Here is a 15,560-nt window from a genome sequence, read left to right on the forward strand (position 1 = left end):
GAGCCGCGCCGGTCGCACGGGTATGACCCGAAGGGCAGATTATCCAGTCCCGGGCGAGGCAGCAATTGCGAAGCTTGGGCCCGTCACCCGATCACTCGATCGTAGCTTGTCCCAGGCTGTCGTGGCGAGCGGGCATCGTCTCGTATTCATTCTCTCGGTGAATTAATCTCGCGAGGAGATCTGGGGGAATTGATTCATGGGCGGCAGCGTCGGTCAGCGTGCATTTCATAATGCCCGGCTTCAGAAACGGCAAAAGGCCGAAGTGCTGCCATTGCTCGGGCGCGCACTCCAGTTGCACAAGAAGGGACTCCTGCCCGAGGCCCGTGTGACCTATCGACAACTCCTGCAGATCGCGCCCAACCAACTCATCGCGCTGCATATGCTCGGCGTTCTGGAGTCTGATGCCAAGAACTATCAGCAGGCCGAAATCCTGCTGAGCCGAGCGGTTGCCGTGGATCCGCGATCTGCCGAAGCTCACATGAGCCTGGGCGTCGCCCTGAACGGGCTGAAACGTCACGATGAGGCCCGCGAGAGCTATCGAAAGGCCCTCGCCTTGCGGCCTGACTACGCCCTGGCCCTGTCCAATCTCGGCAACGCGAGCGCGGCCCTTGATCTGCACCACGAAGCGATCGAGAGCTACGACAGGGCACTCGCAATCGACGGAAACCTTGCCGAAGCCCACAACGGCCGAGGTGGGGCGCTCTGCCGACTGCGCAACTATGACGAGGCTCTCACAAGCCTGAATCGCGCGCTCTCGATCAAGCCCGACTATGCGGCGGCATTGGCGAACCGCGCCGTTGCGTTGCGGGAGCTACGGCGATTTGACGAAGCCATGGCGGACTGCGATCGGGCGATCGCCCTGGCGCCCGACGACGTGAACGGATGGCTCTGGCGCGCCAATGTCTTGCTCCAGACCCAGCAAATGGCGCAGGCGATGGACGATTGCGAGAGGGCTCTCGCGATAGCTCCCGATTCCGCTCAAGCTCACCTCGTGCTGGGCCTTTGTCTCGCCGGACTTGGCCGGGTCGACGAAGCCCTCGTCAGCTTCGACAGCGCCCTCGACATCCAGCCCGACCTTGAGAGCGCAATTTCCAGCAAGATATTCACGCTCGATTTTGTGGCGGACGCGAGCGTCGAACAGCATCAGCAGGCGCGGCAAGTGTGGTGGGAGCGGGTCGGCGCGAAAATCGCTTCAGAAGCGGCGGCACCGCATCACAACAGCCTCGATCCGGATCGCCGTCTGGTGCTCGGCTATGTCTCGTCGGATTTCAACGCGCATTCGGCCGCGTTCATTTTCAAGCCCGTCCTGCAACACCATGACCGCGCGCAGTTCGAGATCGTGTGCTACTCCTGCTCGTCAAAAATGGATACGACGACAAGCGAATTCCAGGGGATCGCCGATCGCTGGCGTGACGCCTCGCAATGGGCCGACGATCGCCTCGCCGCTGAGATTCGCGCCGATCGCGTCGATATCCTGATCGATCTGTCCGGCCACACCAGAGGAAACCGCCTCGGCGTGTTTGCGCGCAAGCCGGCACCGATCCAGGTGCACGGCTGGGGCCACGGCACCGGCACCGGGCTGCCGACGATCGATTATCTGTTCTCGGATCCGGTCGCAATTCCTGCCGCGGTTCGGCATTTGTTTGCGGAGACCGTCATCGACCTGCCGTGCTTCGTGACGCTGGCGCCACTGCCGGCCGGGCTTGCGCGGGCGGAGGCGCCGGCTCTCTCGAACGGCTTCGTCACGTTCGGTGTCTTCAACCGCATCAGCAAGATTTCGGACGAGGCCGCGGAAGTCTGGTCCAGGATTCTCGAGCGGGTCCCAGGTTCGCGACTGCTGATCAAGGATGTTGCGCTGGACGATCAACTGGTCCGCGACAAGCTGCTGGCACGGTTTGCGGCTTGCCGATTGCCGGTCGAACGCGTCGATCTGCTCGGAGCCACATTGCGGAGCGAACATCTGGCATCGTTCAATCGTGTCGATATTGCGCTCGACCCGTTCCCGCAGAACGGCGGCGTCAGCACATTGGAAGCTTTGCAGATGGGCGTGCCCGTGGTGGCGAAGCTCGGGAACAGCCTGCCCAGCCGAGCCGCGGGCGCCATCCTCTCCGCGCTTGGCTTGCGGGACTGGGTCGCGGAGAGCGATGAGGCATATGTCGAGATCGCAGCTGGCCGCGCGGCGCGGATCGGCGAACTCGATCAATTGCGCCGCGAACTGCCCGGACAGATCAACGCTGCGGCCGCCGGCAACCCCGTCTCATATGCGCGAGCCGTGGACGACGCCTATCGCGCGATGTGGATACGCTATTGCAACGGCGTCGTCTGATCCCTGCGTCAATGCAGCCGGAACACGCCGTCCACGGCGCGCAGCTCGGCTGGCTTGATCAGCTTGGAATGCGCCACCGTGACCGAATGGAGGGGACCATCGAGCTTCTCCTGCCAGAACGCCAGGAAATCCTTCAGCGCCGGAAATTTCGGAAACATGTCGTAGTTCTGCCAGACGTAGGTCTGGAGCAGCGACGGATGATCCGGCATGCGATAGAGGATTTGCGCCGTCGTCAGTCCGTAACCTAGCATCTGTTTCCGGAAATCCTCGGAAACGCCCCCACTCCGCAGTCCCATGCCAAACCTCCTTTGCAGGAGCGCATTTTGGGGGTGGCTTGATCCGTGCCCCGGGAGCCACCCGGAAACGATGCGCTCACATGAGAGAAATGTGACGCAAACTGACAACCCATCTCAAGCCCAAAAGTTTAACAAGCTGTTGAAATTCAATGCGTTAGCAGCAGACATAACTCCGTGCTAATACGGCCTCCCACGGGGCCCCGAAGAGGCCCCCAAGGCTGGTCCAAGGCTGGCTCCAAGGCTGGTTAACGATGGAAATGAGATTCTGGCAGTCCACGCTTCCGCGTGCTGATTTTTCTGCTAGAAGCCCTTGCCCCCGCAAAATTCCTGTCCTATTTCAACTTGGCTCGCGCTAGCACTCGCGGGCAACGACTGCTAACAATCTCAAAATCCTCAACACGTGCAATTGCTTAGGAGGACTGCATGAAATTCCGTCCGCTTCACGACCGCGTCGTGGTCAAGCGCATCGACGCAGAAGAGAAGACCGCTGGCGGCATCATCATTCCCGACACTGCCAAGGAAAAGCCCTCCCAGGGCGAAGTCGTCGCCGTTGGCCCGGGTGGCCGCGACGAGTCCGGCAAGCTGATCCCGATCGACCTGAAGGTCGGCGACCGCGTGCTGTTCGGCAAGTGGTCCGGCACCGAGGTCAAGATCGACGGCCAGGACCTGCTGATCATGAAGGAGAGCGACGTCATGGGCGTTCTCGAGGTCAGCGAGTCCAAGAAGAAGGCGGCCTAAGAGCCCCCTCTCCCTCCAGTCACATCATTCCAAGGAAAAATCCAGATGGCAGCCAAAGAAGTCAAATTCTCGGTTGAAGCGCGCGACAAGATGCTGCGCGGCGTCGACATTCTCGCCAACGCGGTGAAGGTCACGCTCGGCCCGAAGGGCCGCAACGTCGTGCTCGACAAGTCGTTCGGCGCTCCCCGCATCACCAAGGACGGCGTCACCGTCGCCAAGGAGATCGAGCTCGACGACAAGTTCGAGAACATGGGCGCGCAGATGGTGCGCGAAGTCGCCTCCAAGTCCGCTGACGCGGCCGGCGACGGCACCACCACTGCCACCGTGCTGGCTCAGGCCATCGTGCGCGAAGGCGCCAAGTCGGTCGCCGCCGGCATGAACCCGATGGACCTCAAGCGCGGTATCGACCTCGCTGTCGAAGCCGTCGTGGCGGATCTCCAGAAGAACTCCAAGAAGGTCACCTCGAACGACGAGATCGCCCAGGTCGGCACCATCTCGGCCAACGGCGACCAGGAGATCGGCAAGTTCCTCTCCGACGCCATGAAGAAGGTCGGCAACGAGGGTGTCATCACCGTCGAGGAAGCCAAGTCGCTCGAGACCGAACTCGACGTCGTCGAGGGCATGCAGTTCGACCGCGGCTACATCTCGCCCTACTTCGTCACCAACGCCGACAAGATGCGCGTTGAGATGGACGACGCCTACATCCTCATCAACGAGAAGAAGCTCTCCTCGCTGAACGAGCTGCTGCCGCTGCTCGAGGCCGTGGTGCAGACCGGCAAGCCGCTGGTCATCGTCGCCGAGGACGTCGAAGGCGAAGCCCTCGCGACCCTCGTCGTGAACCGCCTGCGTGGCGGCCTGAAGGTCGCGGCCGTCAAGGCTCCGGGCTTCGGCGATCGCCGCAAGGCCATGCTGCAGGACATCGCGATCCTGACCGGCGGCCAGGCGATCTCGGAAGATCTCGGCATCAAGCTCGAGAACGTCACGCTCAACATGCTCGGTCGCGCCAAGAAGGTGATGATCGACAAGGAGAACACCACGATCGTCAACGGCGCCGGCAAGAAGGCCGACATCGAGGCGCGCGTGGCCCAGATCAAGGCGCAGATCGAGGAGACCACCTCGGACTACGACCGCGAGAAGCTCCAGGAGCGTCTCGCCAAGCTCGCGGGCGGCGTCGCGGTGATCCGCGTCGGCGGCGCGACCGAGGTCGAGGTGAAGGAGCGCAAGGATCGCGTTGATGACGCGATGCATGCGACCCGCGCGGCTGTCGAGGAAGGCATCGTCCCGGGCGGCGGCGTCGCCCTGCTCCGTGCCTCCGAGCAGCTCAAGGGCCTGCGCACCAAGAACGACGACCAGAAGACCGGCGTCGAGATCGTGCGCAAGGCGCTCTCCGCGCCCGCTCGCCAGATCGCGATCAACGCCGGTGAAGACGGCTCGGTGATCGTCGGCAAGATCCTGGAGAACAAGGCCTACAATTACGGCTTCGACTCCCAGACCGGCGAATATGCCGACCTCGTCAAGAAGGGCATCATCGATCCGACCAAGGTGGTCCGCACCGCGATCCAGAACGCAGCCTCGGTGGCCGCGCTCCTGATCACCACGGAAGCCATGGTCGCCGAGCTGCCCAAGAAGGGCGGCGCCGGTCCGGCGATGCCTCCGGGCGGCGGCATGGGCGGCATGGACTTCTGATCCAGCCGCTCAGGCACAGTCGAGAAATGCGAAACCCCGGCAGCGATGCCGGGGTTTTTGTTTTTTGTGCAAAGTCTCGCCGCTGGTCATTCCGGGGCGCGCCCCCGAATGACGGCCCCTCACTCCACCTTCCCCAACCGCTCGAAGCGCGGCTCGCCGTCATCGTCGAGCGACCAGAGGATCCGCGTCACCTTGCCGATGAGATTGTCCATCGGGATGAAGCCCATCGCGGACGCCATGCAGCTGTCGGTGGAATTGTCGCGGTTGTCGCCGAGCACGAAGAGATGGCCTGGCGGCACGGCGTAGACGCTGGTGTTGTCGAGGAAGCCATTGTCGAGACAATCGTAGGTCACATAGCTCGCGCCGTTCGGCAGCGTCTCGCGCCAGCGCTTGACCTGCGCCTCGTCATCGCCCCCGCAGGCGGCGCCGGCTTGTGCCTCCTTCAGCGCGGCGCGCGTCACCGGACGGTCGTTGAGGATGAGCCGGCCCTGCTGCATCTGGATGCGGTCGCCGGGCAGCCCGACCACGCGCTTGACGTAATCGACGGAGGTATCCCTTGGCGTTCGGAAAACGACGAGGTCGCCGTACTCGGGCTCGCCGGCAAAGACACGACCTGAGATCCAGGACGAATCGAAGGGGAAGGAATAGCGGCCGTAGCCATAGACATATTTCGCCGTAAAGACGTAGTCGCCGACCATCAGCGTCGGCGCCATCGAATTCGAGGGGATGTTGAACGGCTGATACAGGAAGTATCGAAACAGGAACGGCGGCGACCACAGCACCGGGATCAGCAGGATCAGGATGACGATCACCTTCCATTCCCGCGATCGTGCCGAGGGACGGATCGTTTGCTCAAGAGTGGTCATGCAGTTGCCCTGTCAAAGACGTAGTCGGCGCGAGATTACGCAACCTGCGCGCGCGTTCAATCCCCAGCGAACTTGCGAATTTGGTCGCACGTCGCGCGGCCCGCGTTCAATGCGAGGCCATGAACGTCGCCAGCGGTCAGCCGTGCGACATATCCCTGAAGCAGTAACGTACCCAATCGATCGTCACGCGCGTCGCCGGATCGCGCTTCAGATGGTTCTGCACCAGCAGCCAGACGTCGCGGCGCCTCGGCAGCAGCGTGGCGCGCAGGCTGCGATCGGCGAGCAGCGGCCCGCAGCTGTGCTCAGGCAGCACGCCGACGGCCTGATGCGACTGGATCATGGTGCGGATGATGCGGACATTGTCCGTGACGCAGCGCACGTTTGTCAGACGCTTGGCGCGCAGGAACTGCTGCTCGGGGATCGCGTCGAGCTCGTCAGGATAGACGCACGCGACCGGCTCGGCACCGCCGCGGTCCGCGGGCTCGAAGAAATACAGCCTGACCTCGCCGAGCTTGGAGATGGTGAAGTCGCCCTTCTCCGGCTTGCGCAGACGGATAGCGAGATCGGCCTGCCAGCGCGAGAATTTGACGTTGCCGCTCGAGGTGAGGAATTGCAGCGTCAGCCCCGGGTGATCGCGCAGGAAGCTGCTCGCATGCGGCGCCAGCAGCTCTTCGGCGACCGCATTGGTCGAGGCGATGCGCAGCCGTCCGACCGGGCCCACCTGGCTCTCCTTGATGCGGTCGATCGCTGCGGCATGCGCCGCCATCGCACCGACATGCTCGAGCACCGCCTCGCAGTGGCGCGTCGGCCGGCGCAGCCCGTCCACCGCGTCGAACAGCAGCACGCCGAGGTCGCGCTGGATGCGCGCGAGCCTGCGGCCGACGGTGGTCTCGTCGATGCGCAGCCGCGCGCTGGCGCCGGCATAGGTGCCCTCGTCCCTGACCGCGGCGATGATACGCAGGTCGTCCCAGTTCATTCCACGAGCCTAGCAGGCGGGGGGCGCTTCCTGCAAATTTGCAGCCATATGCCGCAATTTTCCTGCACAATGGCAGGCATCGGCTGCGCTAGTGTCGCGTCATCCGACATCCCTGGAAGGCCTGACCAGCATGACCGCTCCAAAGACCCTGCTCGAACTCGCCGGCGCCGATCTCAATCCGCCGAAGCTCAACGAGGCCTGCCTCGTGCTGATCGACATCCAGAACGAATATTGCGCCGGTCCGCTGGCCCTGCCCGATGCGCAAGCGGCGATCGCCGCGGCCGCGCGCCTGCTCGCGCGCGCACGCGAGAGCGGAGCTGCGATCTTCCATGTCGCGCACAAGGGCCGCGCCGGCGGCCTGTTCGACCGCGAGGCCGCGCGCGGCGCGATCGTCGAGCGCCTGACGCCGCTCGCCAGCGAGCCGGTGATCGAGAAGGCGCTGCCGAATGCCTTCGCCGGCACCGACCTGCAGGCCCGGCTGGCCGCGACCGGACTCAAGAATATCGTGCTGGCCGGCTTCATGACTCACATGTGCGTCAGTTCGACTGCCCGCGCCGCGCTCGACCTCGGCCTGCGCACGACGATCGCGGCCAACGCCTGCGCCACCCGCGACCTACCCGACGGCCGCGGCGGCACGCTGGACGCCCGGACGATCCATCAGGTCGTGCTGGCCGAATTGTCGGACCGCTTCGCCATCATCGCGCAAGTCGAAGCGCTGACTTGATGGGGCATGCGATGCTGCAGCTCCATTTCTTTCGATGTCCTGCTCGTTCTCGAGCCGCATCGCGCTGGGCAGGTTGAGCAGCAGCCAGGTGGCTCCTGCAATCAAAAGGAAATTCGCAGAAATAATGCGGCGACATCCGGCAGAGGCAATGAACAAGGTTCGAAATCGAAACGCAGTTGTTGCTTCCGCTCAATCACAACCTTCAGGCAAGTCGGGTCGCGAGGCAAGTTGAGTCCGGCCGACAAGCTTCAAGGCCGGTGAAATTGCGGTCATGGCGGTTTTAGCTGTTCGAGCAGCGCATTTCGCTCTTCGCGCAGCTTGCGAAGCATGAGCGCGTTGTCGGCCTGAAGCTCCTGCCACTCTATACGATCTTCCGCGGTCCAAAGGTAAGACTCGCGATTGAACCGCGCCTTCTCGGCCAGATCGAAAGCTTCGTAGGTTTCAATCTGTCTCTCGATTCGCTTGATCTCCTCCTGGATGGTTCCGGACATCCATCAAGCCTAGGCGTGTGGGCCAGCGCACGTCAATCTTATCGATCGAGCGTAGTGCAAAACTTCGATGCATCGCGCCAAAGTTGTGAGCCTGCTCAGGATCGCGCTGACACCTGCCGCTCCTGAGACTGCGCGCGCAACCAGTACTCCTTCGCATTTCCAAAAGCGCGTCCTTTATGCGCTGATCACTCGTCAGCGCCGCTTGCCGTCGTGCCGCCGCTTCGAGCCGGCGAAGTTGCGCGGGATGTCATGCCACCTGATATCAACGTTCCACGACGGGCGCATTTAACTACGTAAGGGGAACCGCAGATCCAAGGGGAGAACGCGCATGGATCGACGATCGCTTTGCAGCGCATGAAGGCGATCGATGGCAGAGCAACTGATCGGACGGCACCAGCAACCTAATGCCGCCAGCTCAAGACCGGAATCATGCGCGCGTCCGCGCCTGATAACGGCGACCGCGCGCCGAGATCGCGCGCCTCACTCCACCCGCGCCAGCACCGCGAGCTTGCGGATGCCCTTGTTGCGGTAGGCGTCGAGGAACGCGTAATAGTCCTTGAACGACACGCAGCCGTTGGAATCGCCGTTCGGCCCCAGCATGAAGGTGTGCGCGAGCAGGCCGTCGCGGCCATGGATCGCGCTCTCGCCGCCGATCGGAGTGAGGCGCAGCGCCGGCACGCCGTGGAACAGGGCCTCGCGCGGCTTCAGCGTGTAGATGTGCGGCGGCGTCACGCCCCGCATGCGGATTTTCGAGGAGCGCGGATCGTCGAGATTGGAGCCGAGGCCCGAATGCGCCTCGAGCTTGGTGCCGTCGGGCAGATATACGGTCTTGGCGGTGATGTCGTAGACCGCGGTGTCGCGCTCATAGGGCGGCGCGCCGCCGAACATCGGGTTCTGCTCCTTCGGCGCGATGGACGCGGTCACGCTGGCATCGGCCGAGGCGTAGGCGAGCAGCCCGCCGGACGGCTCGCGCTTGCCCCAGAGCTTTTCCACCATCGACTGGCGCGGCCCGGTGATCGACATCACTGCGGCCTTGGCGCGGTCGGCGAACGACTTGGGCTTCTCGGGCGCCGGCACGATCTGGGCCGGATCGGCCGAGGCCAGCTGCATCTGGGCGTCCGGCGCGCGCCTGGTCTTGTCGGCAGTCTTGTCAGTGACCTTGGCTGCCGGCTTCAGCGCGTCGGCGACCTTCGCGATCACGCTCTGCTTCGGGGCGTCCTTCGAAGTCTCCCTGGCCAGTGCAACCTGGGTCGAGGTCGCTGCGCTCGCCGCATTCGATGGCACGCCTTGCGTCGCGGCCGCGGCAAAGCGCTCGTTGAACATCTCGCGCGAGATCGGAGCTGCGACCTGGAGCCGGTCGGGCAATAGCGCGAAAGTTTCCTTGATGGCCTCGCCGGCCTCGCGCAGCACGACCTTGGGTGCGCGCCTGACCACCGGCTCGTCATAGCCGACGCTGCCGACGGTCGGGTAGACGCTCGCGCCGAGAATGTTGCTGTAAATGATCCAGCCGGCACCCATCACGACGCAGCCGATCGCCGCGGCGCCCAGCCAATTGGCCGTGGTCATTTTCCGGGAAGGCTTCCGAAGAGAATTCTTGCCAGGATTTTTGGACTTCCGTGCCGCGATGCTTTGCGCAGCGATACTCGTACTCATTCGCCTTGCGTCCAGGACGGTGTCACCCAGTCCCCCTTCAAAGTGCCGCTGGTCACGATCCGGGAACAGCATCTCGCAGAGGGTCGGAGCGTCATTAAGGCGACTTTTAGTTAAATGCAGATTAAGTTCGGGCGGATATGGGGCAACTCGTCAATGCTGTCCCGTTTTGAGAAAAACCCCGCAGAATTACGGACTTAGACGCATCTGTTAACCATGTTTCTCGACCGGCTCACGTCGGTTCTTCGACGCTTGCGGCCGCACCCACGAGACATTCAACAACGTCATTTTCGTGGTCGCCAAACCGGCCTGACCGTAGCGCGGAAGCGTTGCGCGAGGCTGGCGGGCTCCGCGTCCGTCGGCCCGGCGCCCTCACGCGGCACGGAGCCGTGACCGAAAGTTGATCACGTCGGTTCTGGAAATCGCCGCCGCGGGAAAGTAGCTCCTATCTCGGCACTTTTCAGCAGCCTCTGCGCGTGATACGGAACCGTATCGACTTGCCCTGAACTGTGCCGTCACGCAAACGGAGGCTGGCATGAGAGGGATCGCGCGCGCAGGGTTTTTCGCCCTGGCGGGGTCGTTTCTGTTGATTGGATCTGCGACTGCACAGCCTGCTGCCAATGCGGGCTGCACGGCATCGCCGTCGGCTGCCGGGACGCAGACCTGGCGCTGTGACAACGGCATCACCATTGTCGCGGAAAACGGCGCCAAATTTGAACTTAAGGACGCCAACCGCGACGGACATATAGACTCCGTGGAATTGAGCAGCAAAGCCTTGCTGGTCGAGGTGCCCCGGAAGCCGCGGGGCAATCCGTTCAAGGTGCTGACGCCGCAAGCGATCGCTGCGGTGCGCGGCACGAAATGGGCGGTCGATGTCGCCGACGCCAAGACCTCCGTGTTCGTCGCCGACGGCCGGGTCGGCGTGACCCGAAGGACCCGTGGACGCGGTGTCGTGCTTGGACCCGGCGAAGGCGTCGACGTCGAGGCGACCGGCCCGTTGACCGTCAAGACATGGGGCCAGCCGCGCGTCGATGCGCTCATGGCAAGACTCGGACAATAAGACCGGGTCGACAAGGTTCGCCTGCGAGATTTGGCCGAAAGAAGATTGCAGAACGACGCATGCGCAGCCGACGCGTTCAGATCCTGGTGGCACTCGTCCTCACCGCGCTGTGGGGCGCGGGCATCTTTGCCGCGCACGCCAACGGCCGTCTGCGTTTTCTCGACCGCCTCGAAGCCACGCTGACGGATTGGCGGACGCAAGCCCGCGGCGTGCGGCGTCCACCCGATCTCGTCACCATCGTCGCGATCGACGACACCGTGGTGAAGCGCGGCGGCAGCTATCCGCTGCCGCGCGCCGATCTCGCACGTGTCGTCGACACCATCGTGCAGTTCAAGCCGAAGGTCATCGGGATTGATCTCCTGCTCGTCGACCGCAGCGCAGCGATCGGCGATGCCACGCTCGCCAGCACGCTCGCCACCGGTCCCATGGTGCTCGCCGCCGCGGCGATTTTCCCCTCCGCCAGCGAAACCGTGGATCCGAGCAGCGAAGGTCCCCTCGCCGTCCTCCCGCAGGCCGAGCGCTTCCTGCGGCCATTGCCCGCGTTCGCCGATCACGCCGAGGTCGGCGTCGTCAACGTCGCGACGGGACAATCGGGTTCACCGCTATCGGTGCCGATGCTGTTCCGGACGCGCGACAAGGTCGAGCTGTCGTTCCCCTTGCGCGTCGCGGCCCGCGCGCTCGACGAGCCGCTGACGGTCGCGCCGGATCATCTCATGCTGGGCGATCGCGTGGTGCCGACCGACGGCGATCTGGCATTGCCGATCACCTATTACGGGCCGCGCCGCACGATCCGCACCGTCAGCGCACAGAGCATCTTCGACGGCACGCTCGATCGCGCGGCGATCGAGAACCGGATCGTCGTGATCGGCGCCTCGGTCGCCGGCGGCGGCGACTTCTATCCGACGCCCTTCGATTCGCTGATGCCCGGGGTCGAGGTGGTCTCGACCGCGATCACGCATCTCGTCGCCGGCGACGCCATGGTGCGCGACCGCAGGGTCCGTATTGCCGACGCGCTGACTGCGATCCTGCTGCCGACGCTGCTGGTCGGGCTGCTCGCCTGGCGCCGCAGCGCGCTGGGCATCATGACGGCAGCCGCGGTGATGATCGCCTGGGCCGGGGTCAACCTGTTCGCGTTCACGCATGGCGTCTGGCTGAACGCCGCAACCACGCTCGCCGCGGCAATGCCGCCGGTCGCGGTCTTTGCCGGCGTGCAGCTGTGGGCCGGAGGCCGCCGCACGCAATATTTCGCCGCCAAGAGCAGGTCGCTTGCGCAATTCCAGGCTCCGGCGGTGCAGGAGTGGCTGGCGCGCGATCCGAACTTCCTGTCGAAGCCTGTCCGGCAGGATGCAGCCGTGGTCTTCGTCGATCTCTCCGGCTTCACCGGACTGAGCGAGCGGATTGATCCCGACGAGCTCAGGAATTTTCTGAAGGCGTTTCATGCACTGATCGACAAGGTCGCGATCGATTGCGGCGGCATGATCACCGGCTTTCTCGGCGATGGCGCCATGATCCTGTTCGGGCTGCCGCGCGCGATGCCGGACGACGCGGCGCGCGCACTGAAATGCGCGATCGATCTGCATCGCGGCCTCGAACGCTGGATCGCCTCGCTGCCGCCGGCAATCGCAGGTCAGCTCGGTTTCAAGATCGGCGCGCATTGCGGCCCGATCGTCGCATCCCGGCTCGGCGAAAGCCATCAGCACATCACGGCGACAGGCGACACCGTCAACGTCGCCAGCCGTCTGATGGAGATCGCCGCCCAGAACGATGCGCGCCTCGCGCTGAGCGATACGCTGCTGGACACTGCCGATTTCAGCGGCGCTCCCGACGGCATCCTGTCCGGGCCCCTGCTCGCCCAGGTCCGCGGTCGCTCCGGCATCGTGACGGTATGGCTCTGGCGCGACCGGGATGGCCCGGATCAGGCTTCGGTCAGGGCCGAGATGATCGGCTGAGGTCCGCTCAAACGCGATGAGGAATCGTCATCGCGCTTGAGGTTGTTGTTTGCGCATGATCTTTCCGGAAAACCGCTTCGCACTTTTCCGGATCATGCTCTACCGCGCTTCCGGCGGCGGCGAGCGATCCAGCACCTCGCCCTTGGCGCCCTCGAGCAGATCGATGCCGTAGGTCTCGACCACGAGCGGCCCCCGCTTGCGCTGCAATTGTGCGATCTGCGTCACCTGTGCAAAGAGAGAATTGAGAGCGGGATGGCCCTCGCTACGCAGTTCGTCGACATAGAGCAGCTTGCCGGCGAGCAGGCTGGGATCGGGCTCGGCCATGTTGACCCAGCGGATGCGTTGGGTTTGCTGCGCTACGCAAGTGCCGCGCGGCAGATAGAAGGCGAGCCAGGCCGTGGTGCCGTAGTCCTGCGCGAGCACACAGGTCGCGCCACTGCGTGCGCGCACCGTTTCGATTTCGGCGGCAAGCTCGCGCCAGCCGACACCGACGCTGCGCACCGTGGCATCGCGGCGATATCCGGACAGCCAGCCGGTATTGGCCTGCACGATCAGGGCTGCAAACATCACGATGCCTGTTGGCGCGGCCCAGCGCAGGCAGAAATCGGCCAGGCGCCGCTGTCGTGGCTTCCACTGCACGAGGTTGGCGGCGACCGCCGCGGCGATGACGAAAGGCGGATAGACCGGCGCGAACCAGTTGGCCTCGACGCGGGCATGCAGCGAATGCCAGACGAAATAGGCGACGATGGTCCAGAACATCGTCTCGATCAGTACGCGCGAGGCCAGCGCGCCGGCGCGCCGCCAGGTCAGCGCGTGCAGGCCCATGGCACCGAGGATGAACACCAACGGCGTCGCGAACGCGACCTGGGTCGGGATCAGCTCGGCGATGAAGACGGGGCGGAAGTCCTCGATCCTGGCGCGGCCGAGCTGCTTTGCGAACGAGACCCATTGATGGTCTGCGTTCCAGACGATCACCGGCGAGAACAACGCCAGCGCGACAAGTCCGCCGAGATAGGGCCAGGGGGAGAGAAACCAGCGCCTGAGCTTCGGCACCGCCGCGAGCCAGATCAGGATCGCCGGCCCGAAGAACATCGCGGTATATTTCGACAGCAGCGCCGCGCCGACGGCGGCGCCGACTGCGAGCCACCAGGCGCCCCGGCCGGTCTCCAGCACCTTGGCGAGGAAGAACAGCACGAAGCTGGAGGCGACCAGCAGCGGCGCATCGGGCGTGACGATCAGCGTGCCGACCGAGGCCATCATGGTCACGTTGAGCAGGATCGCGCTGGTGGCGGCGATGCGGACGCCGCCGAACAGGATCGCGGCGGCGCGATAGACCGCATAGCTCATCGGCAGCGCCAGCAGGATCGAGACGAGGCGGATGCCGAGCTCGGTATCCCCCGCGATCATCGTGCCGGCGCGGATCACATAGGCCACCATCGGCGGGTGGTCGTAATAACCGCCCGCCAGATTCTTCGACCACATCCAGTAATAGGCTTCGTCGAACGTGATCGGCGTGAACGCGGCCGCAGCGAGCCGCAATCCGACCAGCGCGAGAATCAGCAGCGCGGTGTTGCGGACGATCCGCGCGTCAGCCCCGCCCATCGCGTGCTATTTCTTGCGCCAGACGAACAGTCCGGACATCGCGTAGTTCCACACCACGCCCATCAGCGCGCCGGCCATGCCGGCCAGCCACCAGATCGGCTCCTGGTCGTACACCGAGAAGGCGACGCCGACATTGGCGAGCAGGCCGACGCTGCATACGATGTAGAACGCGATGAGGCCGCGCAGCAGCGCAAAACCCTTCAGCCGCTGGTCGCGATAGGTGAGGAAGTTGTTGAGGATGAAATTGCTGGTCATGGCGACGATGGCGCCGGCGGCCTGCGCCTCCGGGAACGGCGCCTTGAACAGCTGAAGCGCGATAAACAGCGTGGTCAAGTGCACCACGAGGCCGATGCCGCCGACCATCGCGAACAGGATGAAGCGCAGCGAGACGATGTCGTTGGTCAGCTTGGCCAGCACGAGTCCGAGAAAGTCGAGTGCGACCATGGAATCGAGCTTGCTCTCGCCATGTTGGCGGGCGCCGAAAGTGTAGGGGATCTCGACCGCCCGCAAGCTGCCGTGCGCGCTCGCGACGACGTCGAGCAGGATCTTGAAGCCATGCACGGAGAGCTTTGGCGCGAGCTGCTCGAAACGATCGCGGCGGATCATGAAGAAGCCGCTCATGGGGTCGGCGATCTCGACCCGCAGCATCTTCTTGGCCACCTCGGTCGCGAGGGCACTGGCGCCGGCGCGCTGCTTGTTGAAGCCTTCGCTCTTGTAGCCCTCGATGTAGCGGCTGCCGACCACGAGGTCGGCCTGATCGCTGGCGAGCAGCAGCAGCATCTTCGGCAGTTGCGTCTCGTCGTGCTGGAGGTCGGCATCGATCACGGCCACATAGGGCGCACTCGAGGCGAGGATGCCCTCGATGCAGGCGCCCGACAGGCCGCGACGGCCGATGCGGCGGACACAGCGCACGCGGCTGTCGCGCTGCGCCAGCGCGCGCACGACGTCCCAGGTGCCATCGGGCGAGTTGTCGTCGACGAACACGACTTCCCACGCGATGTTGGCGAGCGTCGCCTCCAGCCGCCGGTACAGCACGGTGACGTTGTCACGCTCGTTGAAGGTCGGGACGATGACCGACAGTTCCGGCCCCTCTTGAGCCTGCGGCGGGATGTCGGCGCCGGGTCTGATCGCTTCGTTCATGACGGCAGCGTATATCCGCCGCGTCCTGCGCTGCCAAGCCGGGGTCTCTGGGGAAC

13 protein-coding genes are annotated in these 15,560 nt (G+C 64.4%); 6 read left to right on the plus strand and 7 right to left on the minus strand.

Going from position 1 to position 15,560, the window contains the following annotated elements:
* The first annotated feature begins 196 nt into the window (after positions 1-196).
* Entirely contained in the window at positions 197-2,326 is a 2,130-nt protein-coding gene (locus ABIG06_RS36635; RefSeq protein ID WP_370140476.1) for a tetratricopeptide repeat protein, read from the plus strand.
* A gap of 8 nt (positions 2,327-2,334) precedes the next feature.
* On the opposite strand, the gene ABIG06_RS36640 is transcribed toward ABIG06_RS36635, so the two are convergent.
* Positions 2,335-2,622, minus strand: coding sequence for an usg protein (locus tag ABIG06_RS36640; protein ID WP_028177340.1), 288 nt, complete (start codon positions 2,620-2,622; stop codon positions 2,335-2,337).
* Positions 2,623-3,045: 423 nt separating this feature from the next.
* On the opposite strand from ABIG06_RS36640, the gene groES reads away from it, so the two are divergent.
* Both groES and groL read left to right on the plus strand, forming a co-directional pair.
* Positions 3,046-3,360: a co-chaperone GroES gene (groES, locus tag ABIG06_RS36645; RefSeq protein ID WP_024340799.1), complete on the plus strand. Its 315-nt coding sequence runs from the start codon at positions 3,046-3,048 to the stop codon at positions 3,358-3,360.
* Between the two features lie 45 nt (positions 3,361-3,405).
* A complete protein-coding gene (gene groL, locus ABIG06_RS36650) occupies positions 3,406-5,046 on the plus strand; it encodes a chaperonin GroEL (protein WP_124162276.1) in 1,641 nt (546 codons plus the stop codon).
* Positions 5,047-5,165: 119 nt separating this feature from the next.
* Here the strand turns inward: groL and lepB are convergent, their stop codons facing one another.
* Together lepB and ABIG06_RS36660 are read right to left on the minus strand one after the other, a co-directional pair.
* A complete protein-coding gene (lepB, locus tag ABIG06_RS36655; RefSeq protein ID WP_370140477.1) occupies positions 5,166-5,912 on the minus strand; it encodes a signal peptidase I in 747 nt (248 codons plus the stop codon).
* Positions 5,913-6,048: 136 nt separating this feature from the next.
* Positions 6,049-6,888 carry a LysR family transcriptional regulator gene (locus ABIG06_RS36660; protein ID WP_370140478.1) on the minus strand — a complete coding sequence of 280 codons (840 nt, stop codon included), beginning with the start codon at positions 6,886-6,888 and terminating at the stop codon, positions 6,049-6,051.
* Between the two features lie 130 nt (positions 6,889-7,018).
* On the opposite strand from ABIG06_RS36660, the gene ABIG06_RS36665 reads away from it, so the two are divergent.
* Positions 7,019-7,612: a cysteine hydrolase family protein gene (locus tag ABIG06_RS36665; RefSeq protein ID WP_370140479.1), complete on the plus strand. Its 594-nt coding sequence runs from the start codon at positions 7,019-7,021 to the stop codon at positions 7,610-7,612.
* A 269-nt stretch (positions 7,613-7,881) separates the two neighbouring features.
* Here ABIG06_RS36665 and ABIG06_RS36670 read toward each other — a convergent pair whose 3' ends face one another.
* Together ABIG06_RS36670 and ABIG06_RS36675 are read right to left on the minus strand one after the other, a co-directional pair.
* Positions 7,882-8,103 (minus strand): hypothetical protein, encoded by a 222-nt coding sequence (locus tag ABIG06_RS36670; RefSeq protein WP_124162280.1) that lies wholly within the window; start codon positions 8,101-8,103, stop codon positions 7,882-7,884.
* 480 nt (positions 8,104-8,583) lie between these two features.
* Positions 8,584-9,669, minus strand: coding sequence for a DUF2778 domain-containing protein (locus ABIG06_RS36675; RefSeq protein WP_370140480.1), 1,086 nt, complete (start codon positions 9,667-9,669; stop codon positions 8,584-8,586).
* Between the two features lie 619 nt (positions 9,670-10,288).
* On the opposite strand from ABIG06_RS36675, the gene ABIG06_RS36680 reads away from it, so the two are divergent.
* Together ABIG06_RS36680 and ABIG06_RS36685 are read left to right on the plus strand one after the other, a co-directional pair.
* A complete protein-coding gene (locus tag ABIG06_RS36680; RefSeq protein ID WP_370140481.1) occupies positions 10,289-10,813 on the plus strand; it encodes a FecR domain-containing protein in 525 nt (174 codons plus the stop codon).
* 59 nt (positions 10,814-10,872) lie between these two features.
* Positions 10,873-12,762 (plus strand): CHASE2 domain-containing protein, encoded by a 1,890-nt coding sequence (locus ABIG06_RS36685; protein WP_370140482.1) that lies wholly within the window; start codon positions 10,873-10,875, stop codon positions 12,760-12,762.
* 99 nt (positions 12,763-12,861) lie between these two features.
* On the opposite strand, the gene ABIG06_RS36690 is transcribed toward ABIG06_RS36685, so the two are convergent.
* Together ABIG06_RS36690 and ABIG06_RS36695 are read right to left on the minus strand one after the other, a co-directional pair.
* The gene (locus tag ABIG06_RS36690) at positions 12,862-14,364 is read right to left on the minus strand and encodes a glycosyltransferase family 39 protein (protein ID WP_124162284.1); all 1,503 of its coding nucleotides are present in this window, start codon (positions 14,362-14,364) and stop codon (positions 12,862-12,864) included.
* Between the two features lie 6 nt (positions 14,365-14,370).
* Positions 14,371-15,504 carry a glycosyltransferase family 2 protein gene (locus ABIG06_RS36695; protein WP_124162285.1) on the minus strand — a complete coding sequence of 378 codons (1,134 nt, stop codon included), beginning with the start codon at positions 15,502-15,504 and terminating at the stop codon, positions 14,371-14,373.
* Between the last annotated feature and the right edge of the window lie 56 nt (positions 15,505-15,560).

This window comes from Bradyrhizobium sp. USDA 326, assembly GCF_049739485.1.
Taxonomy (GTDB): Bacteria; Pseudomonadota; Alphaproteobacteria; order Rhizobiales; family Xanthobacteraceae; genus Bradyrhizobium.